This is a genomic window from Aquamicrobium sp. YD-1-mutant5, assembly GCF_059509755.1.
Map to the genome: position 1 here is coordinate 1 of NZ_JCAKKP010000027.1, position 22676 is coordinate 22676.

The window sequence follows — 22676 nt, forward strand, 5'->3', positions numbered from 1 at the left end:
TCAAGAACAGTTCAGCACAGGCCGCAACGAGCAAGAAGGAGAAAGCCGCCCCTTGACCAAAACCTAAGACCCAAACCATACATGAAGGCGGGTCACTTCTCGGCGAAAATCCCGGGTCAGCTCTCAGCGGAAATCAACACGATGGTTCAACCTGTCATCCTCATTTTCATTTTTTTGGCGTGTCGGCCTCTGTGGGCATCAGGCATGCCGGATTTCAACAAAATTTTTAAAAGCAAAAAAATTTGACATAAAGCTCTGAGCCGGTATATCGCTCTTCCATGTCTTGCATTGGGGGGAGAGCATGGCCGCAACACAAAAACTTCGTGAAGGCGGCATGCGACCGCGGGGCACCGCCGCCATCACCATCGACAGCGTATGCAAGACTTTTGCGGGCATGGGCAATGGCCGGCGTTGTGTTGCCCTGAACAGGGTCGATCTCTCTGTGGAGGCGGGGCAGGTGGTGGTCATCATCGGTCCTTCCGGCTCCGGAAAAAGCACGCTGTTGCGTACGATCAATGCGCTGGAGGCTGTCGATTCCGGCACCATCGTGGTCAATGGCGACGAAGTCACGGGACGCGGTGCGAACTTGCCGAAGCTGCGTGCCAAGGTTGGCATGGTGTTTCAGCATTTCAACCTGTTTCATCATCGCACCGCGATTGAGAACGTCGTGTTGCCCCAGATGGTAGTGAAGGGGCGCTCAAGGGCTGAAGCCGTCGAGATAGCCCGCTCGCTGCTTGACAAGGTCGGTGTGGCCGATCGCGCCGATCATTATCCGATGCAGCTTTCCGGCGGTCAGCAGCAGCGCGTTGCCATAGCCCGGGCGCTGGCGATGCATCCTCAGGTGATGCTGTTCGATGAGGCGACTTCCGCGCTCGATCCTGAAATGGTCGGCGGAATACTCGACCTCATGCGTCAGCTTGCCTCCGAAGGCATGACCATGGTCGTTGTCACGCACGAAATGGGGTTCGCCCGCGATGTGGCTGACCGGGTCGTGTTCATGGATGCCGGGGCCGTCGTCGAGGAAGGGGCGCCGGCGCAGATCTTCGACAGTCCTGTCAACGAGCGCACGAGGCGCTTCCTGTCGCTCGTGAACTGAACTCTGCCGGCCATTCGGGGAGGCCGCAATTGTCACTCGATTTTCAAGGGAGGAACTGGAATGAAAAGATATCTCAGGCTGCTCACCGCAGCGCTCGGTCTTGCAGCCATGGTCGTTGGCCAGAGTGTGGCCCATGCCGCGGACACCATCATGGATGAAATCCTGCAGCGGGGTGAACTGCGCGTCGGCGTGCAGACCCAGGGTGCGCCAGTCAGTTTCGTCAACAAGGACGGTGAGCGCGCGGGGCTTGCCATCGACATCGCCAGGATGATGGCGGATGATCTGGGTGTGAAGCTGGTTCTTCAGGATTACGATTGGAAGGGGTTGATACCGGCATTGCTGGCCGGCAAATTCGATCTCATTGCCGCCGATATGACGCCGACAGCCGAGCGGACCGCTGCGCTCCTTTTCTCCAGGCCATTCTTCTACCAGGAAACCGTGGCCTTCACCACCACGGACAAGCCCTACACCACCTGGCAGGATCTCAATGTCGCCGGCCTCAACATCGGCGCCGTGCAGGGCGGCACCTATGTGACTGCGGTGAAGGAGTTCCTGCCCGAAACCAATATCAAGGAATTTGCGAGTGGGCCGACCGTGGCGCAGGCGCTTTCGGCCGGCCGTATCGACGGCGCCTTGTCCGATCTCGGCAATGTGCGCGGTTACGCCCAAGAATACGATAATCTGAAACTTCTGGACGGTGTCATCACGCGCGAGCCGCTTGCTTTCGCGACCCGCAAGGAAAATGTTCACCTGAAGTTCTGGATGGACAACTACGTCGAACTCATCTCGGCCAACCACAAGCTGGACCGGCTGCTCGACTACTGGTGGAACACCACAGCCTGGCAGGCCGATCACAAATAATCATCATTTCCCTTCCCGGCGTCATCTATGACGGCCGCCGGGAAGGCAACCATCAGTGGCGATCATGCTGGAATTGCTTGGCCAACAGATAGTTCCGATCTACAATTACAGAATAGTCCTGCAATATGCGGACGAATTTTCGAGGGGCATCGGCAATACCCTCTCGGCTGCGGCCGCAAGCCTTGTCCTCTCGATCGCGTTCGGCTTCCTGCTGGCGCTCATCCGGCTGTCAGGACGCAGTTGGCTTACCTATCCGGCTGCCGCCTACACGCATTCGATACGTGCAACGCCGCTGTTGCTGCAGATTTATATCGTCTATTTCGGCCTTCCCCTGCTGATTCCGGCAACCGGCAGGTGGTCGGAAGTCGTGCTCGGAGTGATCGCCCTTACCTTGCACACGACGCCCTATATGGCCGAGATCATCCGCTCAGGCATCGTTTCCGTTCCGCGCGGCCAGCGCGAAGGGGCCATTGCCGTGGGCATGACCCCGATTCAGCAATATCGCCATATCATATTGCCGCAAGCCTTCACCAACACGCTGCCGCCCTTGCTTGGCCAGTCCGCCATTCTGGTCAAGGATACCTCGCTCTTGTCGCTGATAACGGTCTTCGATCTGGTGAGCGCCGGCATGCTGCTCAACAGTGAGCGCATCCGTCCCAACGAGGGCTTTCTGTCCGTGGCCGTAATCTATCTCGCCATCTATTGCGTGATGCTGATGCTGTCACGGGTGGCCGAACACTATCTTGCCGGCACCAGCCGTAAAGCGAGGACGGCATGAGCCAGCATCACATCGACGTCTTCTTCTCGGTCATGCCTTTCCTGCTTCAGGGATTTGCCGAAACGCTGAAGCTTTCTCTTGTCGGGGTGCTCTGGGGTTCCGTGCTGGGAGCGCTTTTGGGCATAATTCGGGGCCAGCAGATCGCCTTTTTTTCCCCGCTGATCGGGGCGTATATCCACATCCTGCGCGGCACACCGTTTCTCGTGCAACTCTACATCGCCTATTTCGTCCTGCCGAATACAGGTCTTGCCTGGCTGATGTGGGATTCCCAGACTGCCGCCTTCGCCAGCCTTGGCATCTACACATCAAGCTATGTCACGGAAATTGTCAGCGCCGCGATCCGGGCTATTCCGCGCGGCCAGTGGGAGGCATCCTTCGCGGTGGGCTTCACCCGCATGCAGTCTCTGCGCCATGTCATCCTGCCACAGTCGGTGGGGTTGATCATGCCTTCGCTCGGTGGGGTCTATGTCAACCTGATCAAGGCGACGTCGATTGTTTCCGTGGTCGGAATTGCCGAGCTGACCCGGCAGGGGGAGATTTCGATTCTGCGCTTTCCCGCGGATATTCTCTATATATACCTTCTCGTGGCGCTGCTCTACTTCGCCTTCTGCTTTCCGGTGCTGATGACCGTGGACTGGCTGGAGCGGCGCACCAAGGTTGGCGCAAAATACGGAACGGCGGTCCTGTCCGGTCGCCTGGAGGCAGCGGAATGAACCAGATCACCCTCGAAGTGCCCCCTGTGTTCCGCACATGTCTTCGGTTGATGGACACGCTTGTCGCGCAGTTCGGAACCAATTGTCAGGTTTCTCTTTACGACACGCGGGCAGGTGGCGCCAGGCTGATCGCGGTGGCTGGCTCGGTAATGGAGGTCGCGATCGGCTCGCGATTGCCGGCAAGCATCGTTTCCAAGCTGGAACAGGCCAGCCGCGCTAATACCGGCAAAACCATCTTCACCTCCTCCACACCGGATGGACGGCGGCTCAGTTCGTCCCTGTCCATCATAGACGACCCCGAAACGGGTCAGCCGGTGGGGTGCATGAAGATCGATTTCTGCATCGAGCATCTGATGACCAGCATCGATGTGCTGCAGACCTTCTGCAATTACGAGGAGCCGAAGGCCGCGGCCGAGGGGCCGGTCGAGGATATTGGTGAACTCGTCGACACCATCATCGCCGATGCCCTGCGAAACCAGAGCAATCCGCGCAGTGTGACCGGCAAGGCGCATCGGATGGAGATCGTCAGGAGGCTGGACGAGCGTGGAGTGTTCCTCGTCAAGGGCTCCGTCGATATCGTATCCACCAAGCTCAACATCTCGAAATACACGATCTACAACTATCTCGACCAGATCAAGAAGGGTGGAGGCGGACACGCTCAATCTTGAAGCCCTGCAATCAGATGGAAAACACCTGATTGCGGCTCGGTGCATGGTCGGACCGGTTCAAAGCCTTTCCGGCACTAAGACCCCGAATTCCACGCTTGAAAATATATCTTTTGCTCCCCCAGGACTATCAATGCTCAACATAAAAGACTCCCGTTTTACCCTTCTCCACACCCCCACACCTCTGCGCCGGATGATGCGCCTGGAGGGAAGGATTGGCCGGGCCCCGCTTTATGTGAAACGTGACGACCACATGGAAATCGGCATGGGCGGCAACAAGCTGCGCAGTCTCGAATACTGGCTGGGCGCGGCACTGGATGAGGGAGCCGACGTGGTGCTCGTCGCCGGCGGGCCGATGTCGAACCAGTGCCGCTTGACAGCCGCTGCGGCTTCGGTGGCGGGGCTTGACTGTGTCGTATTCCACAATGCCAACCCGCATGATGAAAGTCTCCGTGCCTCTTTCCTCAACGGCTTGTTCGGGGCCGAGGTGCGTTTCCTTGGCAATGTCAGCGAGCAACAAAGGGCCGTTCTGGTTGAGGAGGCGGCAGACGAGTTGAGGAGGCAGGGCCGATCCCCCTACATTGTCGGCGATGCGATTATCGGGGCACTTGGCTATGTACAGGGTGCGCTCGAACTTCACCGCCAGTCACGGTCACTGGATGCGCCCATACGCCATGTCGTGCTTCCCGGTTCGATGGGCCCGACAGAGGCAGGCTTCATCTTCGGCAATGCCCTGCAGGACAATCCTTTCGAGATTCATCTGGTCAGCGTTGAATACGGTCAAGCCGATTTGGCCGCGCGCATCGCGCGCATCTACTGCGATCTGGCGGCTCATACAGGGCTGGCTGCACCTGAATTTGACAACTTGCTTGTTCACTATCACATGGACCATCTCGGCCCGGGCTATGGCCATCCCACAGAAGCTTCGGAGAAAGCGATTGTAACATTGGCGCGCACGGAAGGCATATTGCTCGAACATATCTATACCGCCAAGACATTCGCCGGCTTCATGGACCTCGTTACAAGCGAGGCAATCCCCCCAGACGAGCCGCCTTGCGTGATCCACACGGGCGGCACCGCGTCGCTATTCTCCCAGTTCCATCTGTTTCGCGCATTGGAGCGCGAAGCTGGCATGCCGATAGCCGTGGGGGCGTAGTGACGTGTTGCTTTCCCTGTCGACATGGCCTGAGGTGGAGGCCTATCTTCGCAACTGCGACGCCATAGTCGTGCCGATCGGCTCCACCGAGCAGCATGGGCCAAACGGCCTGATCGGTACGGATGCGATCTGTGCGGAACATGTAGCGTGCGGTGTCGGAGGTCGAACAGGAGTTCTGGTTGCGCCGACCATTTCGGTCGGCATGGCTGCGCATCACATGGCCTTTCCCGGAAGCATGAGTCATACGCCGACGGTGCTCATTTCAATTGTGCGCGAACAGGTGATGGCGCTTGCGGCGCATGGGTTCCGCAACTTCTTCTTCGTCAACGGCCATGGCGGCAATATCGCTACGATCAACTCCGCTTTTGCAGAGATCCATGCGCTGCGCTGGCAGGCCGGCCTGCCGGCAATCCGTTGTCAACTGGCGAACTGGTGGGATCCGGCAGGCGTGGCTGAACTGTCGCAGGAATATTATGGGGATGTAGAGGGAAGCCATGCCACGGCCAGCGAGATCGCAATCACCCGCCATCTGTTTCCCGATCACGCTAAGAACGTAGTTCTGGATCCTGCCGTCGCGCCGACCGGCGAGTTTCATGATGCTGCCGATTTCCGCCAACGCTTTCCGGACGGCCGCATCGGCTCCAATCCAGGCCTGTCAGAGGCGAAACATGGAGAGCGGATATTGCAGAGCGCGATTGCGGGGCTGGTGGAGATGCTTAGGGTTTTCATAGCTATGAAAGGCGCGTGAAGATCCAGTTGGGTGTGGACCTTGGACAGCCGCGCGAAATAACCCGATATCGGTTAGCGTGCGGGTGCAGGAGCAGAGGTAACTGGCCGGCAGACATTATTGGGCCAGGACAAACAGCACAATCGCGTCCGCGTCGCCTTTTGCCACAAAGCAGTGGCCCATGCGCCCGTCGAGATAGACAGAATCCCCGGGTCGAAGGTCGGTTGGTGCATAGTGTTCGCTGTGGAGAACCACTTCTCCCTCAAGAACGAAAATGAACTCTTCCGCGTCATGGCGATACCATGGCGGCAACTTGTCGTGCTTGCGGGCCTTTATCCGGCTGCGGAAAGGCACCATGCGTTTGTTGGCAAGACCCGCGCCAAGCAATTCGTGGTGGTGCTCCGGTGTGCTGTGATGTTCACCCTGCCCGGAATAGGTGACGGTCAGGCGCCCGGAGGCGGGTGCTGAATTGGGTTGTGAGATGAGAGCAGTTATGTCCACTCCCAGCCCAAGAGCAATCTTCTGAAGCATGCCCACTGTCGGCGACATGGATGCAGCCTCGATCTTCGCCAGCGTAGAGCGACCAATGCCAAGCTGCTGCGCCGCGTCGGTCAGAGACCACCCATGTTTTTTGCGCAGGTCACGGATGTTGTTGCCGACATGAATTTCCATGTCCGCTTCCCGTGGCGACTGTTCAAAAGAACTTAGCATCATCTGACCCTTACCCTGCGATTCGTACTCATATAGTAGACTCTGCGCCTTTGCAGCCCAAATATCCTCTATTCATGCCTTCGTCACTCCCCTTCGGTCGGGTGCCGGATTACGAGAGAAGTTCACGAATGAGCGGTTCGGACCGAAAAAACAGGAGGTGGGCCCTTTCGGGAGATAAGTCTACTAAAGGATCACAAAAATCATAATATGGAATTGACAATGGATCATGTTCTCTTAAAGTGGCCTGAAATTGGCTTGGAGGAGACCAGAATGCCGATCAAAGAACCTGCCCATCCGATGATTTCCGCCTATGCAAAGCAAATGGAGGGTGGTCTGCTTGATCGTCGCGCCTTCCTGCGACTGGCCACCTTGCTCGGCATGTCGGCGGGGGCTGCTTATGGCGTGGCTGGTCTCACTCCTGCCTTTGCCCAGCAGCACGCGCCCAAAAAAGGCGGCAAGCTGCGCATCCTTGCCAATCTCGATGATGTTTCCGCACCCCATGCCTACAGCTGGGGGCAGGAGATGTTCATGCGTCAGGTTCTTGAAACGCTGACGGTCACCGGTGCCGACAATGTCACGCGGCCTCTGCTTCTGGAGCGCTGGGAGGCCAGTGACGACGCAAAAATCTGGACGCTGCGCCTGCGCAGAGATGTGAAGTGGAGCGATGGTCGCCCCTTCACCGCGGACGATGTGGTCTGGAACCTGAAGCACGCGCTTGATCCGGCTTCGGGCTCTTCATTCCTGAGCCTTTTTGCTGGCTTCATCATGGAAGCTTACGAGACAGACAAGAAGGATGACGGCGGAAAGCCTGTCACAGGTCATCGTCTGTGGCGCGACGATGCCATCGAGAAGCTCGACGACCACACCGTGCGCCTCAACGGCAAGAGCGCCAATGTGCTTGTGCCAGAGCATCTGTTCCACGAGCAGCTCTTCATCATTGATCCGAAAGATAATGGCAGGTTCGGCCCGGACTCTGCTTCGACCGGGCCTTACAGGCTGGTGGATTTCAAGAAGGGTCAGCGGTGCAGCATGCGGGCGCGGGATGATTATTGGGGTGAGGGTCCCTACATCGAGGAACTTGAGTGGCTCGATCTAGGAACGGACCCCAACGCCCAGCTCGCAGCAATAGCATCGAAGCAGGTGGATGGGCTGATCTGGGTGGACAACGCTGCTCTGGATACGCTGCGCAAGCTTGGCCACGTTCAGGTTTACGAGGCGCCGAGCGCCAATACCGGCGCGGTGCGTATGCGCGTCACTGAAAAGCCGTTCGATGATGGGCGGGTGCGCAAGGCCATGCGTCTTGCCATCGATCGCGAGGCCGTGCTGCAACTTGGTCTCGGTGGTCTGGGCTATCTTGGCGAGCATCATCTGGTGTCGAAACACCATGCAGATTATGGCGCGGTTGTGGCGCCTGAGCGTGACATTGAACAGGCAAAGAAGCTGCTTGCCGAGGCTGGTTATCCGGATGGCATTGATGTCGAGCTTTACCTGAAGTCAGCGCCTTCGTGGGAAAGCAAGATTGTCCAGAGCATGCTTGGTCAATGGGCCGAGGCCGGCATTCGCGTGACGATGCGTCCCGTGCCGCCGGCCCAGTACTGGGAAATCTGGCAGAAGGTCCCGCTCGGCTTCACAGACTGGAACCACCGTCCGCTTGGTATCATGCTTTACGACCTGGTGCTTCGCACCGGCGGAGAGTGGAACGAATCCGCTTATTCCAATCCGGATTTCGACAAGCTTTTGGATGAGGCGGGAGCAACGGTCGAACTGGATGAGCGCAAGAAGATCATGAGCAAGCTGGAGGAAATTCTCATCGAGGACGGCCCTCTTGTCCAGCCTGTCTATCGGAACGTGTACACGGCTTACAACAAGAAGCTGAAGAACTTCTCGATGCATCCGTCCAACTACAATTATTACAAAGATATGTGGATCGAGGAATAGGAAGGGACGCTTCCGGCAAAGAGAACATTGTAAAAATCGGTAAGTCTCGTGAACACCATCCTGATAAGGCGTCTCGCCTCGTCACTCGTGACGATGATTGCGGCCTCGTTCATCATATTCATGCTGGTCGAGGCTTCGCCGGGTAATGTGGCCCGAAAGACACTTGGGCCATTCGCCTCGGAGGAGCAGGTGCTTCTGCTCTATGAACGTCTGCATCTCAACGATCCTGTGCTCGTCCGCTACGGCCGGTGGCTTGGTGTGCTGGTGGGCCTGCAGGCAGATCCCCTGCAGGACCCGGACCTGGGGCTTGGGTTCGAGGATCCGCGCGGCGACCGCTATTTCGGCAATTTCGGCTATTCGTCGATGATGAACATGCCGGTCGCCGACATCATCTGGGAGCGTCTCGGCAATTCGCTGAAGCTGGCGGCGCTCGCCTTTGCGACCATCGTGCCGCTGGCGATCCTGATCGGTACCTATGCAGGCTTGCGCGCCAATAAGCCGGCCGACCGCGCCGTGACGATCGTGACAACCATGCTCGCCTCCATACCTGAGTTCGCGTCGGCCGTCATACTGGCCAGCGTCTTCGTGGTGTGGCTGGGCTGGCTGCCAGGAACCAGTCCGTTGCAGACCGCGGGCGGCTGGCCGATCTATCTGCAATACATTCTGCCGGTGACAGTGCTCGCGCTTTACGTGACAGCTTACGTTACCCGATTCGTGCGCACTTCCGTGATGGAGGTGATGCAGACGCCCTATGTGCGGACCGCCGTTCTGAAAGGGCTGAAACCCCGACAGGTCGTTGCCCGCCATGTGATGCGCAACGCGATGATGGCGCCGTTCACAATCATCCTGCTCCAGATCAACTGGCTGATCAGCGGTGTCGTGGTCACAGAGGTCGTGTTCGCCTATCCCGGCATCGGCCGCATGCTGCTGGAGGCGGCCATGTTCGGCGACATCGCGCTAATCGAGGCGACCAGCCTGATCACGGTGGCCATCGCCATCTCCACCCAGCTTGTCGGCGACGTCGGCTATGTGCTGCTCAATCCGCGGATAAGATTGTCATGAGCGCGACGATGGACAATGAAATCCGCGCCGGTTCGGGCAGTCCTGCCAGCCGGTGGGGCAGGGCGCTCGCCCGTTCCCCCATCCTGTGCGTGGGGCTGGCGATCCTTTTTTTCTGGATTGCGGTGGCCGTGCTGGCGCCGTGGATCGCACCTTACGCGCCCAACGCCCAGCACATGACGGCGGTGTCCGATCTGGGGCCTTCCGCTCATCACTGGTTCGGCGCCGACAGCCTTCACAGGGATATCCTCTCCCGCATCATCTGGGGCGCGCGCCCGGTCCTGCTCATCGCGCCGGTTTCGCTGATCTGCGCCTATGTCGTGGGTATCAGCGCCGGTCTGGCGGCCGGCTACAAGGGAGGCTGGGTGGACGAGGTCGTGTCGCGCGTCATCGACGTGCTGCTCTCCTTCCCGAAGATCGTGCTTTACGTGGTGCTGATCGCCTCGCTTGGTCCGTCCGCTCTCAACATCGTGCTGGCCATCGTCCTCAGTTCCAGTCCGGGCATTGCCCGTCTGGTGCGGGGCCTCGCACTCGACATCAAGACACGCGACTTCGTGGCGGCGGCGCGCACACGCGGCGAAACCAGTCTCTACATCGTCTTCGTGGAAATCCTGCCGCTGGCCCGCGGCCCGCTCATCGTCGATTTCTGCGTGCGCATGGGCTACACCATCATCGCCATCGGTGTGCTGGGCTTCCTCGGCCTCGGCCTGCCACCCCCCGATCCGGACTGGGGCGGAATGGTGCGCGACGCGACGCCCATCCTCAACGTCTATCCGCACGCGGCGCTGTTTCCTTCGCTGGCCATTGTGACGCTGGTTTCGGCCTTCAACCTCATTGCCGATGGACTTCAGGAGCTTGATCATGGCCGCTGAAGCAACGCCCCTGCTCAGGATCGAGGATCTCGAAATTCGCTATAGGGGAGCTGATCGCGAGGTTCTGGCGGTCAATGATGTCAGCCTGGAGCTTGGCGCCGGCGAATGCATGGCTCTGATCGGTGAATCCGGTTGCGGAAAATCCACCGTGGCAATGTCCGTCATGCGTTATCTCGGTGAAAACGGGCGCATCGCACAGGGCCGCATCCTGTTTCGCGGACAGGATTTGGGCACCATGACCGAAGCGGACCTGCGCGCCCTGCGCAGGGGCGGCATCGCCATGGTCTATCAGGACGCGTCGAGCGCGCTGAACCCGACCATGAAGATCGGGCGTCAGCTTGCCGAGGTTCTGGAGACTCATGAGCATGCCGAAGCCGGCAGCATCGCCCCCCGTGTTCTGGAGATGCTGCGCAAGGTCGGCATTCCCGACCCCGAGGGCACGATGGGCCGCTACCCGCATCAGCTCTCGGGTGGCCAGCAACAGCGCATCGTCATCGCCATGGCTTTCCTCGCGGAGCCGGCTCTGCTCATCCTCGATGAACCGACCACGGCGCTCGACGTGACCGTCGAGGCGCAGATCATCGAGCTTCTTGCCCGCATGCGCGAGGAGCACGGCACGGCGATGCTGTTCATCTCCCACAATCTGGGTCTGGTGCGGCGCGTGTGCGAGCGCGTGTCGGTGATGTATGCCGGCCAGATCGTCGAGCGCGGCGCCACCGCAACCATTCTGGGAGCGCCGCAGCATCCTTACACGCAGGGGCTGGTGAGCTGCATCCCGCGCCTCGACCGTGGCCGCGCCGACTATCGCCTGAACTCGATCCCCGGTCAGGTGCCCCGGCTTTCTTCGGCGCCGCGGCGCTGCACCTTCATGGATCGCTGTCACCATGCCGTGCCTGGCGAATGCGACACCCGCATCGACATCGGGCCGGCGCGCTCCTCGGTGGACGTGCGGTGTGCGCGGTGGAAGGACCTCGGCAAGGATGCTGGTCCCGAAGCGCCTGCGCGGGAGCCAGAAATGCCCCGGCATCGCAGGGACTGCGTGCTTTCGGTCGAGAACATGTGCAAGACCTATGAACTGCGCAGTCCATTCGACCTGTTTGGGAAACGCAGCAGGCAGGTGCGCGCCGGCGAAAGCATTTCGATCGCCCTGTCGCCGGGAGAAACGCTCGGCATCGTCGGCGAGTCCGGCTGCGGCAAGTCCACGCTGGCGCGCGTCATCATGGGGCTGGAGGCTCCGAGTTCGGGCCGGGTCGTCGTGCTCGGTGACGATGTGACCGGAAAACAGGTCGAGCAGCGCAGCCGCGAGCAGGTCCGCAACGTCCAGATGGTGTTTCAGAACCCCGACAGCACGCTCAACCCGCTGCATACGGTGGGGTTCATCCTCGACCGTGCGGTGAAGCTGCTGGGCGGCGTTCGCGACAGGGACGGTCGGCGGCGAGAGGTGGAGCGCCTGCTTGACCTCGTGCGGCTTCCGGCAGAAGTCATGCGCATGCGCGCGGGCCGGTTGTCAGGCGGACAAAAACAGCGCGTTGCGGTGGCGCGCGCTTTTGCCGGCCGTCCCGCGCTTGTGGTCGCTGACGAGCCGACCTCCGCTCTCGATACGTCGGTCAAGACCGCCATACTGGAGCTTCTTCTGTCCGTGCAGAAGCAGACCGGAACCGCTCTGGTTTTCATCTCCCATGATCTGGCCGTGGTGCGCTATATCGCCGACCGCGTGTGCGTGATGTATCTCGGTCATGTCCTTGAAACAGGCGGGGTTGAAGAGGTGTTCGAACCGCCCTTCCATCCCTACACGCAGGCATTGCTGGATGCTGTTCCGAGCGTCGATCAGGACATCGCTGCGCCGCACCGTCCGCTTGAGGGCGAGGCTACAAGCTGGACGCCACAATCGCGTGGCTGCCCGTTTTCCGCACGCTGCGAAAGCAGCATTGAGGGACTTTGCGACATCCAATCGCCGCCGAACCTGGAGACGGGCGAGAACCATCTCATCCGCTGTCATCTGCCCGTGTCTGCCCTGGGGCAGGGCGCTTTCGCCTGAGTGAAGCATAACAGAACATGCAACCGGTACAACAAGATGCACGAAGAAATCAGCAGGTTACATCAATGGCTGTCGGGGCAGGAGGACGCGATGGTCGATCTGTTGCGCGATGTGGTGAACATCGATTCCAATTCGCACGACAAGCAGGGCGTTGATGCTGTCGGCACACGGTTCCGCGATTTCTTCCAGGAACATGGCATCGCGACGCGCACCCTGCCGCTGCCTGCCGCCGGCGACGTGCTGATCGCGGAAATCGGCCCGGTCTCAGCAACAGATCGCCCGATCATGATGCTCGGCCATCGCGATACCGTATTCCCCACAGGTGAGGTTGCTCAGCGACCGTTCAGTATCGTCGACGGGGTAGCCTACGGGCCGGGCGTCTGCGATATGAAAGGCGGGCTTGTCCAGAACGCTTTCGTGCTCGCCGCCTTCCACCATACGCAGGTGAACCCGCCGTCACTGATGGTGATGATGACCAGCGACGAGGAAATCGGCTCGCCTTCCTGCCGTGAAATCATCATCGAATATGGCCGCAAGGCCCGTGCGGTCTTCAACTCGGAGCCGGCACGCCCGACGGGCAATGTGGTGACCGGCCGTCGCGGCGGCATGATGCTGGAACTCGTCATCGAAGGCCGCTCGGCCCATTCCGGAGGCAACTTCACCGAGGGCATCTCGGCAATCGGCGAGCTGGCGGGCAAGATAACGGCTCTGCATGCCCTGAGCGATGTCGAGGCCGGCTACACGGTCAATGTCGGCGTGGTCGAGGGCGGTCAGTCTCACAATACGGTCGCACCGTCGGCAAGAGCCCTGATCGACTGCCGTTTCGTCACCGTGGCGCAGCGCGATGCGCTGAAGGCGGATATCGACGAGATCGTCCGCCGGTCTTTCGTGCCCGGTACGCGCTCCCGCCTCGAAATTCTCGCTCGCTTCGATCCGATGGAACCGAATGAGGGCACGCGGGAGATGCTGGAAATCTACCGGCAGTCGGCAGCGGATCTCGGAATGAGCGTCGAAGGTGAGTTTTCCGGGGGCTGTGCCGATTCCGGCTTCACCCACAATGCCGGCTGCCCCAGCCTTTGTGGCACCGGACCAATGGGTTGGAAAGCCCATACAGCAGAGGAATATCTGCGGCTCGACAGCCTCGTGCCACGCGCGCAACTGCTTGCAGGGGCCGTCTGGCGCCGCGCCCAATCGAACTGAAAAAGGACTGAAAACATGCCCAGGACAATCGTCGAGGAGGCGCGAATCTATGTCGCGCCGACCGGCAATCGCCGTGCTATTGTGCTTGAACTGGTGACCGCCGAGGGTACGCGCGGAATTGGTGAGGCAGGCGTCGCCTACGGATTGGGTGGGGAAGCCGCTGCAGCCATGATCCGATCGATGGTCGAGCGTCACGTAATTGGCCGCGACCCTTCCGCTATCACTGCCATCTGGAGCGATATTTACGATCGGTCCTTCTGGACGCGCAACGGCGGTGCTATTTCCTTTGCCGCGCTCAGCGCTGTCGAGCAGGCGCTGTGGGACATCAAGGGCCGCCGGCTGGGCGTTCCCGTCTACGAGCTTATGGGCGGTCGGGTCTGGGACAAGCTGCCGGTTTACGCCAATGGCTGGTGGATCGGATGCGACACACCTGACGAATATGCGCGCGCTGCCGCTGCGACGGTCTCCCGGGGCTACAGGGGGTTGAAACTTTATCCGCTGGGCCTTGCCGATCCGGTGACGGTTGTTCGCCACCCGGTGCGGCGGCAGGTTGAGACGCAGGTGCTGTTTCTGGCTGCCGACCGTGTGGCGGCAATCCGCGAGGCTGTGGGGCCGGAAGTCGACATCATGCTGGATCTTGGCGGCGGCCTGACCACGGATCAGGTCATCCGGCTGTGCAAGCGACTGGAACCCTTCGACGTCCTGTTCATCGAGGAGCCGGTCGATCCCTCTTCCATGGAGGCGCTGGCGAAGGTGGCTGCCAATACCTCCATTCCGCTGGCCGCCGGCGAGCGCGCCTATGGCCGGTCCGGCTGCCAGCGCCTGCTGGACAGCGGCGCCATCGACATTCTCCAGCCCGACGTTTGCAACACCGGCGGCCTGCTTGAGGCGCGCATGATGGCGGCCATGGCCGAAAGCCGCAACGCGCGCGTCGCGCCCCACAATTACGGAAGCGCGCTGGCGACCGCCGTGGCGGTGCAGCTCGCAGCCACCACGCCGAACTTCATGGTGCTGGAGCACTTTCCCGATTTCGACAGGGAGCCGGGATACCAGCCGGTGCTGGAGTGCCCGCTCGAACACACGGTAGAGGCCGGCTTCATGCCGGTTCCGGAAGGCGCCGGGCTTGGCGTCGAGCTTCATAGCGCTTCGCTTGCGCCGCATCTGTATGCGGATTGCCGGGCCTGACCCTTTCCATAACCAGATCAATTCAGGAGAAAATCAACATGAAACTCATCGACGCCGAGCGGGTCCACCAGTTGCTTGAATATGAAGGGCTGATCAATGCGATCGAGGTGGCACATCTGGGAGGCATGCCGAAGATTTCGGATCGTCTCATCTACAGCCAGGAAAACGGGGGCGGCCATCCCGATGCCGTCATCATCCTGCCGGCATGGGAGCCGCAGGAGGGCCTGCTGTGCAAGCTGGTCACCTCCTTTCCCAACAATCAGGCGCGCCACGGCGTTTCCAACGTCAACTCGATCTATGCCTTCAGCGACGGCAACACCGGCATTACCGAGGCCATCATCGATGGCGAGGCGATGATCTTCCGCAAGACCTCGGCGGACTCCGCGCTCGGCTCACGCCTGCTGTCGCGCGAGGATTCGCGCACCATGCTGATGATCGGCGCGGGCGCACTCGCCCCCTATCTCGTGCGCGCCCATCTGAGCGTGCGGCCATCGCTGGAAAAGGTGCGGATCTGGAACCGCACCCGTGCCAATGCGGAAAAGCTGGCCACGCTGCTGCGCGCTGAAGATGTGCCGGCCGAGGTGGCGGACGATCTCGACGAGGCGGTGGCCGGGGCCGACATCATTTCCAGCGCCACCATGGCCAGCACACCCCATCTCAAGGGCAGGCTGCTCCGGCCCGGAACCCATGTCGATCTGGTGGGGTCGTTCACGCCGGAGATGCGCGAGGCCGATGACGATGTGCTGACGCGCGCCGCCGTCTTCGTCGATCACCGCCAGACGACGGAGCGTTCGGGCGAGTTCCTCGATCCCTATGCGCGCGGCATCATTTCGCCCACCGACATTTGCGGCGACATGTTCGATCTTTGCCAGAAGAAGGTCCCCGGCCGCACCTCGGCCGACCAGATCACTGTCATGAAGAACGGCGGTGGTGCGCATATGGACTATTACGTCGCGAAGTATCTGGTTGATCGCCTGCATGGGCGGCCTTTCCGGACAAAATGCTCATCGTAACTGGCATGACGCAATGGGCTCGCCGCTGGCAGGAAGGCCAGCGGCGACCCGAAAAACAAGCCGCCTGTTCTGGAATGCAAAACAAGAGGAGGAGAACATGTCAAAGACCTTTCCAAGACGAGAGTTCCTGAAGAGCACTGCAGCCATGGGGGCTGGCGCACTTGCAATGCCGGCATTCGTCAGCCGCGCGTGGGCCGCATCGGATCAGCTCAACATCTGGGCTTATAACGGATTTGTCACAGAGGAGTTTCGCAATCGCTTCGAGAAGGAAAGCGGCATCCGCCTCAATATCCGCCTCGTGTCGGATCAGGGCGAGCAGTTCAATCTGCTGGCGGCCGAAAACGGCAATTTCAGCACCGACATCGTATGCTGTGCCGGTCACCGCTTCTATCAGTTCGTCGATGCCAGCTTTCTTGAGCCGGTCGATACGTCGCGGCTTTCCAACTGGTCGCAGATCGAAACTGAATATGCCGAAGCGGACTGGGTATCGCGCGGTGGCCAGCGATGGGGCGTACCTTTGCTGATCGCTTCGATGGGGCTGCTGTACAACACCGAGACCTTCACCGATACGGACAGCTGGGCTCCAATGTTCGCAGAAGAGAACAAGGGCAGGATCGCCTATCAGATACAGGACTTCTTCCCGATTGCGATGGACTATCTGGGCTTCGACGGATCGGCGGCGCGCTATCGGGGCAACACGGATGTTGCCCAGCGCGCGGTGGATGCTACGCGCGACTTCCTCATCGGGAAAAAACCGCTGGTACGGCGGTTTTACGATTCCGGCACAGAAGTGCAGCAAATGATGGTCAATGGGGACATCGCCCTTGCCCAGTCGTGGTCAGGAGCAGCCTCCAAGCTGATCCTTGACGGCTTTCCTGCCAGTTACACCATTCCGAAAGAGGGTGGCTGGGCGTTTGCCTATGGCTTCAACATCGTGCGCGGGGCAAAGAACCTCGACAATGCCTATCGCTTCCTCGACGCGCTGCTGGCCAGCCCGGAAAATGGCGCGGCGATGGTGCGCGAGACAGGCTATATCTCAGCACTCAAGGGCACTGAAGCGCTGCTTTCCGACGAGGAAAGGAAGGTTCTGTTCCTGTCACCGGAGCATCGCGGCAGGCTCACCTGGGTCAATGTCGAAACCGCGCCCTTCATCTTCGACCTGATCGACAAGGCGGCCGAGGAAATTCGGGCGGCGTAACTGCAACGGCGGCGTTCGCGCCGCCGTTTCTCACTGCACAGGATATTTGTCATGACCCGCTTACTCGTGCATGCGCGCGATTTCCGAGCCTATCGGGCCCTGCTGGAGCTGCATGCGCGCGCCGGCTGGTTTCGGCTGTCCATTGTCGCCGCACTGCCGGTCGCGTGGATCATCGTTGCCAATTTGGCTCCGCTCGTCCAGATGGCGATGATCAGCCTTTATGATCGCTATCCACTCGCCCCAGGCACTGAGCCGCAATTCACACTGCGTCACTACACGGCCTTCTTCGGGCGGCCGCTCTACCTGACGGCCTTCCTGCGCACCTTTGTCTTCGGCACCGCAGTCACCGCGCTGACACTGGTGGTGGTGTTTCCGATCGCCTTCTACATATCCAAGGTCGCCGCGCCGGCACGCCGAACCCGCCTGCTGTTGCTGGTGATTGCGCCGTTCTGGGTAAGCGAGGTCATCCGCAGCTTCGCATGGATACTTATGCTGGCCAACCGCGGTGCGGTGAACTCCTTCGCTTCATGGATCGGTCTGCCGGGCACGCCTTATGAACTGCTCTACAACAATGTTTCCCTGACCATCGGTGTTATCTATCTGACGTCACTCTACATGCTTTTGCCGCTCTATGCGGCACTGGAGAAGATCGACAGAAGCGTTCTGGAGGCTGCCTCCGATCTGGGAGCACCCGGATGGCGGCGTTTCACCCGCATCGTCCTGCCCTTGTCACGCGAGGGTGTGGTTACGGGCTGCACATTGGTTTTCCTGCTGACGGTTGGCTTGTTCGCCATGCCGCAATTGCTGGGCGGTCCCAACACCACCATGTTCGCCACCACAATCGGTCAGGTGTTCGCCAAGGCAGGCGATTCATGGCCGCTCGGCAGTGCTTTCAGCCTTATTCTGCTTGCCGCCGCGCTCGCCTATGTCGGCCTGTTCATGCTTCTGTTCCAGCCGCGCCGGAGAAAAACGTCATGAGATACCTGCGTGGTTTTTCACTGCCCGCCTATTTCTGGCTTTTCATCGCCTATCTCTTCGCGCCCATACTGGTGATGGCGGCGATGGGGTTACGCGATTCCGCCTTCATCGCTTTTCCGATCACCAAATGGACAACCCACTGGTATGCCGACATGGTGTTCGATCGGGAGATGCTGTCTGCATTGGTGCTGTCGGCTCGCGTCGCTGTCCTGTCCACACTTATCGCACTGGCGGTGGGTTTGCCGACAGCATTGCTGCTGACACGCACCCGTGGGGTGATGCGCGCCATTCTGGTGGCGATCGTCGTCATGCCGGCCTTTCTGCCGGTGGTCGTTTCGTCGATCGCACTGCGGATGTTCATCAGCAGGCTGGGTATCGAGCCGGGCACTGCCGCGATCGTATTCGGTCATGCTGCAGGCTCAATGCCGTTCGTCGCGGTGATGGCCCTGACGCGACTGGACAGCATGGGCCACAATCTGGCGGATGCTGCGCGCGACCTCGGCGCCGACGAGGTGATCGTGTTCGTGCGCGTCGTGCTTCCATGGCTGGCGCCGGCCTTGTTCGGGGCCTTCATGTTCTGCCTGCTGTTGTCGTTCGAGGATTTCGTCCGGTCCTTTTTCCTTGGTGGTTTTGAGCCGACATTTCCCGTGCTGTTGTTCGCCAAGCTGCGCTTCGGCCTCAATCCCGGCATCGCGGCGATTTCGACAATGGTCCTTTTCACCACCATGGCGCTCGGCCTCTATGCCGAACGCTTCACGCGACGCAGACGGCTGCGCCGCGACGACCAGTGACACCTTGCGGAGCTGAATGAGATGACGAGTACCAATCCGGCGATCGAACTGAAGGATATCCGCAAGAGCTATGGAGCGGCGGTTGCCATTGACGGGGTCTCTCTCACCGTTGAGCGTGGCGTGTTCCTGACGCTTCTGGGGCCGTCCGGCTGCGGAAAATCGACGCTGCTGAGATCGATCGGCGGTTTTGTGGAGCCGGATTCGGGCAAGATTCTGGTCGATGGCCGCGACATCACGCACGAGCCCGCTTTTCGCCGGCCGGTCAATATGGTCTTTCAGGACTATGCGCTGTTCCCGCATATGAGCGTGCGTCGCAATATAGGCTTCGGCTGCGAGATGAAGAACTTGGATCGCGCGGCGATTGAAAGGCGATGCGACGAGCTTTTGGAGCTCATCCGCCTGCCGCAGCTCGGCGAGCGCATGCCGGACGAGCTTTCCGGCGGCCAGCGCCAGCGCGTGGCGCTGGCCCGTGCGCTGGCGCCCGACCCGGTTTCGCTGCTGCTCGACGAGCCGCTGGGCGCGCTCGACCTGAAGCTGAGGCAGGAGATGCAGAACGAACTGAAGGCGGTTCAGAAGCGGACAGGCAAGACCTTCGTCTTCGTCACCCACGATCAGGAGGAGGCGATGTCGATGTCGGATCTGGTGGCGGTGATGAACCGTGGCCGGATCGAGCAGATCGCATCGCCGCGCGAAATCTATTCGCGTCCCGCCACCGCCTTCGTCGCCGGTTTCATCGGCGCGGCCAACATGCTGGACGCCGAGGTAGAGGGCGTCGATGGCGACGGCATCGTTCTCGATATCGGCGGCAGCCGGTTCAGGCTGCCCTCGTCACGCTTGACCTCCGGGCGTGCCCTGAGGGCTGGCGACGCGGCAACGGTCGTCATCCGTCCCGAGCAACTCGCCGCCGGTGGGCGCGGGCAGGAGCAATCGCTCGAATTGCAAGGCAGGTTGGAGGATGTGACGTTTCTCGGGGGGCGGGCCCACATACGTTTTGTCACGGCCACCGGACAAATGATCCTGGCAGAGGCACCTCCTTCGATGGCTGACAACGTCGGCGATACAGTCAGCTTCATCTGCGGGTCGAACGAGATGGTCGTTCTGGCTGTCGACCAGAAATGAACCAGCCTCCTGCTCACAAACTCGACGTCATGAGATGTAGTGGAGCGTTTCCAGCAAGTCGCTGCTTAATCTGGACTTGGTGTTGATTTCCGCTGAGAGCTGACCCGGGATTTTCGCCGAGAAGTGACCCGCCTTCATGTATGGTTTGGGTCTTAGGTTTTGGTCAAGGGGCGGCTTTCTCCTTCTTGCTCGTTGCGGCCTGTGCTGAACTGTTCTTGAAGCGGAAGCTGTCGTTTCCGGTTTCCAAGATGTGGCAATGATGGGTGAGGCGATCGAGCAGCGCCGTCGTCATCTTGGCATCACCGAAGACGGTCGCCCATTCGCTGAAGCTGAGGTTGGTGGTGATGACGACGCTGGTGCGCTCGTAGAGCGTGCTCAGTAGATGGAACAACAGCGCCCCGCCTGACGCGCTGAAGGGCAGATATCCGAGTTCATCGAGGATGACGAGATCGGAATGGGCGAGCCGGTTGGCGATCTGGCCGGCCTTGCCTTGGGCCTTCTCCTGCTCGAGCGTGTTGACAAGCTCGACGGTGGAGAAGAAGCGCACACGCTTGCGGTGATGCTCGACCGCCTGCACGCCAAGGGCGGTGGCGACGTGGGTCTTTCCGGTGCCAGGGCCGCCGACAAGCACGACATTGTTGGCATCGCCCATGAACTCGCATCGATGGAGCTGACGCACGAGGGCTTCATTGATCTCGCTGCTGGCGAAGTCGAAGCCTGCCAGGTCGCGATAGACCGGGAAGCGTGCACTCTTGAGCTGATAAGCCACGGATCTGACCTCTCGCTCGGCCATCTCGGCCTTCAGCAGCTGCGACAGGATCGGGATGGCGGCCTCGAAGGCGGGAGAAGCCTGCTCGGTGAGCTCGGCGACGGCCTGCGCCATGCCGTGCATCTTGAGGCTCCGGAGCATGATGACGATGGCGCCGCTGGCGGGATCATGACGCATGACGCACCTCCCGAACCTGGCGCAGCGCATCGTAGCGCTCGACATTGGCCTGTGGCTCCTTGACCAGGCTCAGCGCCTGCGGCGCATCCACGACGGGTGCCGTGATCGGCTTGCCGTCGACCAGCCGATGCAGGAGATTAAGGATATGGACCTTGGTCGGCACGCCAGCCTGCAGGGCCATCTCCACTGCCGTCAGCACGACCTGCTCGTCATGTTGCAGGACAAGCGACAGGATCTCGACCATCTCGCGGTCGCCGCCGGGCTTCCTGAGCAGGTGCTGCTGCAGCCGTTTGAAGGCTTCGGGGAGTTCAGTAAAGGGAGCGCCGTTGCGCAGAGCACCGGGCTTGCGCTGGATGACCGCCAGATAGTGACGCCAGTCGTAGACGGTGCGACCGGGGCCGTCATGCGACCGCTCGATGATGCGGCGGTGCTCGCACACGATCTGCCCCTCCGCGGCAACCACAATCCGCTCCGGATAGACCCGGAGGCTAACCGGCCGGTTGGCAAAGGACGCCGGCACGCTGTAGCGGTTGCGCTCCAAATGGACGAGGCAGGTCGGAGAGACCCGCGTGGTGTATTCGACGAAGCCGTCGAAGAGGCGTGGCATGGGCATCAGGAACCGTGCTTCCTCGGCCCGGATGTCTTCGATCGTGCCGGGTCGGAGGCCATGGGGAATCTGTTGCCACAGCTCCCGACACCGCTGCTCCAGCCAGTCGTTTAGGGCCTCCAGCGATGGAAAGCGCGGCATTGGCTGCCATAGCCGGTGACGCGCATCCTGGACGTTCTTCTCGACCTGTCCCTTCTCCCAGCCCGAAGCCGGATTGCAGAACTCGGTCTCGAACAGATAATGGCTGGCCATGGCCGAGAAGCGGGCATTGACCTGCCGCTCCTTGCCGCGGCCGATCCTGTCGACCGCCGTGCGCATGTTGTCGTAGATCCCGCGCCGGGGAACGCCGCCCAGAACCCGGAAGGCGTGGTTGTGGGCGTCGAACAGCATCTCGTGCGTTTGCAGCGGATAGGCCCGCACGATGAAGGCACGGCTGTAGCTGAGCTTGAAGTGCGCCACCTGAAGTTTGGTGCGCTCGCCGCCGATGACCGCCCAGTCTTCCGACCAGTCGAACTGGAAGGCCTCCCCGGGCTCGAACGCCAGCGGCACGAAGGTGCCGCGCCCGCTCGTTTGCATCTGACGCTGGCGCTCTTCCTTCCAGGTCCGCGCAAAGGCGGCGACACGACCATATGAGCCCTCATAGCCGAGGCTCATTAGATCGGCGTGCAACTGCTTGATCGTACGCTTCTGCTTGCGCGGCCTGTTTGCTTCCGTCCTCAGCCAGGCAGACAGCCGCTCGGCATAGGCATCAAGCTTGCTCGGCCGCTCCGGCGCCTTGAAGCGGGGCTCGACCTCACCTGATCGCAGGTATTTGCGGATCGTATTCCGCGACAGTCCCGTGCGCCGTGCAATCTCCCGGATCGAATGTCCATCTCGCAGATGCCAGCGTCGGATAACGCTCAGTAACGCCATGTCTATCACTCCAAAGTCCCCTGCAATCAACCAGCAGGGGTGGGTTCAAACATGGGTCACTTCTCAATGGAAAAATCCCTCAATCCCGGGTCAGCTCTCAGCGGAAATCAACA

22 protein-coding genes are annotated in these 22676 nt (G+C 60.6%); 19 read left to right on the forward strand and 3 right to left on the reverse strand.

Annotation, left to right across the window (positions count from 1 at the left end):
- From AC5XE7_RS19840 to AC5XE7_RS19875, 8 genes are all read left to right on the forward strand, one after another.
- Positions 1-246, forward strand: a 246-nt coding sequence (locus tag AC5XE7_RS19840; RefSeq protein WP_495917948.1) for a hypothetical protein, incomplete at its 5' end; no start/stop codon positions are given.
- A 148-nt stretch (positions 247-394) separates the two neighbouring features.
- Entirely contained in the window at positions 395-1096 is a 702-nt protein-coding gene (locus tag AC5XE7_RS19845) for an amino acid ABC transporter ATP-binding protein (protein ID WP_239801142.1), read from the forward strand.
- Between the two features lie 60 nt (positions 1097-1156).
- Positions 1157-1957 carry an ABC transporter substrate-binding protein gene (locus AC5XE7_RS19850; protein WP_495367366.1) on the forward strand — a complete coding sequence of 267 codons (801 nt, stop codon included), beginning with the start codon at positions 1157-1159 and terminating at the stop codon, positions 1955-1957.
- Between the two features lie 64 nt (positions 1958-2021).
- A complete protein-coding gene (locus AC5XE7_RS19855; RefSeq protein WP_287946442.1) occupies positions 2022-2735 on the forward strand; it encodes an amino acid ABC transporter permease in 714 nt (237 codons plus the stop codon).
- A complete protein-coding gene (locus AC5XE7_RS19860; protein ID WP_239800536.1) occupies positions 2732-3448 on the forward strand; it encodes an amino acid ABC transporter permease in 717 nt (238 codons plus the stop codon). Before AC5XE7_RS19855 ends, AC5XE7_RS19860 begins: the two co-directional genes overlap by 4 nt.
- Positions 3445-4116 carry a helix-turn-helix domain-containing protein gene (locus tag AC5XE7_RS19865; protein ID WP_239800537.1) on the forward strand — a complete coding sequence of 224 codons (672 nt, stop codon included), beginning with the start codon at positions 3445-3447 and terminating at the stop codon, positions 4114-4116. Before AC5XE7_RS19860 ends, AC5XE7_RS19865 begins: the two co-directional genes overlap by 4 nt.
- Entirely contained in the window at positions 4091-5269 is a 1179-nt protein-coding gene (locus AC5XE7_RS19870) for a 1-aminocyclopropane-1-carboxylate deaminase/D-cysteine desulfhydrase (RefSeq protein WP_287946436.1), read from the forward strand. Before AC5XE7_RS19865 ends, AC5XE7_RS19870 begins: the two co-directional genes overlap by 26 nt.
- Positions 5270-5273: 4 nt before the next feature.
- A complete protein-coding gene (locus AC5XE7_RS19875) occupies positions 5274-6017 on the forward strand; it encodes a creatininase family protein (RefSeq protein ID WP_287946434.1) in 744 nt (247 codons plus the stop codon).
- Between the two features lie 96 nt (positions 6018-6113).
- Here AC5XE7_RS19875 and AC5XE7_RS19880 read toward each other — a convergent pair whose 3' ends face one another.
- Positions 6114-6668: a helix-turn-helix domain-containing protein gene (locus AC5XE7_RS19880; protein ID WP_239800540.1), complete on the reverse strand. Its 555-nt coding sequence runs from the start codon at positions 6666-6668 to the stop codon at positions 6114-6116.
- 309 nt (positions 6669-6977) lie between these two features.
- Between AC5XE7_RS19880 and AC5XE7_RS19885 the strand changes: the two genes are divergently transcribed.
- The 11 genes from AC5XE7_RS19885 (at position 6978) to AC5XE7_RS19935 (ending at position 20098) form a co-directional block, all read left to right on the forward strand.
- Positions 6978-8645 carry an ABC transporter substrate-binding protein gene (locus AC5XE7_RS19885; RefSeq protein WP_495367365.1) on the forward strand — a complete coding sequence of 556 codons (1668 nt, stop codon included), beginning with the start codon at positions 6978-6980 and terminating at the stop codon, positions 8643-8645.
- A 48-nt stretch (positions 8646-8693) separates the two neighbouring features.
- Positions 8694-9707, forward strand: coding sequence for an ABC transporter permease (locus tag AC5XE7_RS19890; RefSeq protein WP_239800542.1), 1014 nt, complete (start codon positions 8694-8696; stop codon positions 9705-9707).
- Positions 9704-10576: an ABC transporter permease gene (locus AC5XE7_RS19895; RefSeq protein ID WP_287944815.1), complete on the forward strand. Its 873-nt coding sequence runs from the start codon at positions 9704-9706 to the stop codon at positions 10574-10576. The genes AC5XE7_RS19890 and AC5XE7_RS19895 overlap by 4 nt, the downstream gene beginning before the upstream one ends.
- The gene (locus AC5XE7_RS19900; RefSeq protein WP_287944817.1) at positions 10566-12614 is read left to right on the forward strand and encodes an ABC transporter ATP-binding protein; all 2049 of its coding nucleotides are present in this window, start codon (positions 10566-10568) and stop codon (positions 12612-12614) included. Before AC5XE7_RS19895 ends, AC5XE7_RS19900 begins: the two co-directional genes overlap by 11 nt.
- 90 nt (positions 12615-12704) lie before the next feature.
- Positions 12705-13814, forward strand: a complete 1110-nt coding sequence (locus AC5XE7_RS19905; protein ID WP_495367364.1) for a M20 family metallopeptidase — start codon at positions 12705-12707, stop codon at positions 13812-13814.
- 15 nt (positions 13815-13829) lie between these two features.
- Positions 13830-14999: a mandelate racemase/muconate lactonizing enzyme family protein gene (locus tag AC5XE7_RS19910; protein ID WP_239800546.1), complete on the forward strand. Its 1170-nt coding sequence runs from the start codon at positions 13830-13832 to the stop codon at positions 14997-14999.
- 38 nt (positions 15000-15037) lie between these two features.
- A complete protein-coding gene (locus AC5XE7_RS19915) occupies positions 15038-16012 on the forward strand; it encodes an ornithine cyclodeaminase family protein (RefSeq protein ID WP_239800547.1) in 975 nt (324 codons plus the stop codon).
- A gap of 97 nt (positions 16013-16109) precedes the next feature.
- Complete coding sequence (locus AC5XE7_RS19920) at positions 16110-17210, forward strand: ABC transporter substrate-binding protein (protein WP_239800548.1); 1101 nt, start codon at positions 16110-16112, stop codon at positions 17208-17210.
- Positions 17211-17261: 51 nt separating this feature from the next.
- Positions 17262-18188: an ABC transporter permease gene (locus AC5XE7_RS19925; protein WP_287944826.1), complete on the forward strand. Its 927-nt coding sequence runs from the start codon at positions 17262-17264 to the stop codon at positions 18186-18188.
- Positions 18185-18979 carry an ABC transporter permease gene (locus tag AC5XE7_RS19930; RefSeq protein ID WP_287944828.1) on the forward strand — a complete coding sequence of 265 codons (795 nt, stop codon included), beginning with the start codon at positions 18185-18187 and terminating at the stop codon, positions 18977-18979. The genes AC5XE7_RS19925 and AC5XE7_RS19930 overlap by 4 nt, the downstream gene beginning before the upstream one ends.
- Positions 18980-19000: 21 nt before the next feature.
- A complete protein-coding gene (locus AC5XE7_RS19935; protein WP_239800551.1) occupies positions 19001-20098 on the forward strand; it encodes an ABC transporter ATP-binding protein in 1098 nt (365 codons plus the stop codon).
- 163 nt (positions 20099-20261) lie between these two features.
- On the opposite strand, the gene istB is transcribed toward AC5XE7_RS19935, so the two are convergent.
- Both istB and istA read right to left on the reverse strand, forming a co-directional pair.
- Positions 20262-21044: an IS21-like element helper ATPase IstB gene (gene istB, locus AC5XE7_RS19940; RefSeq protein ID WP_035028556.1), complete on the reverse strand. Its 783-nt coding sequence runs from the start codon at positions 21042-21044 to the stop codon at positions 20262-20264.
- Positions 21034-22563, reverse strand: a complete 1530-nt coding sequence (gene istA / locus AC5XE7_RS19945) for an IS21 family transposase (RefSeq protein WP_495367367.1) — start codon at positions 22561-22563, stop codon at positions 21034-21036. Before istA ends, istB begins: the two co-directional genes overlap by 11 nt.
- Positions 22564-22676: the final 113 nt, after the last annotated feature.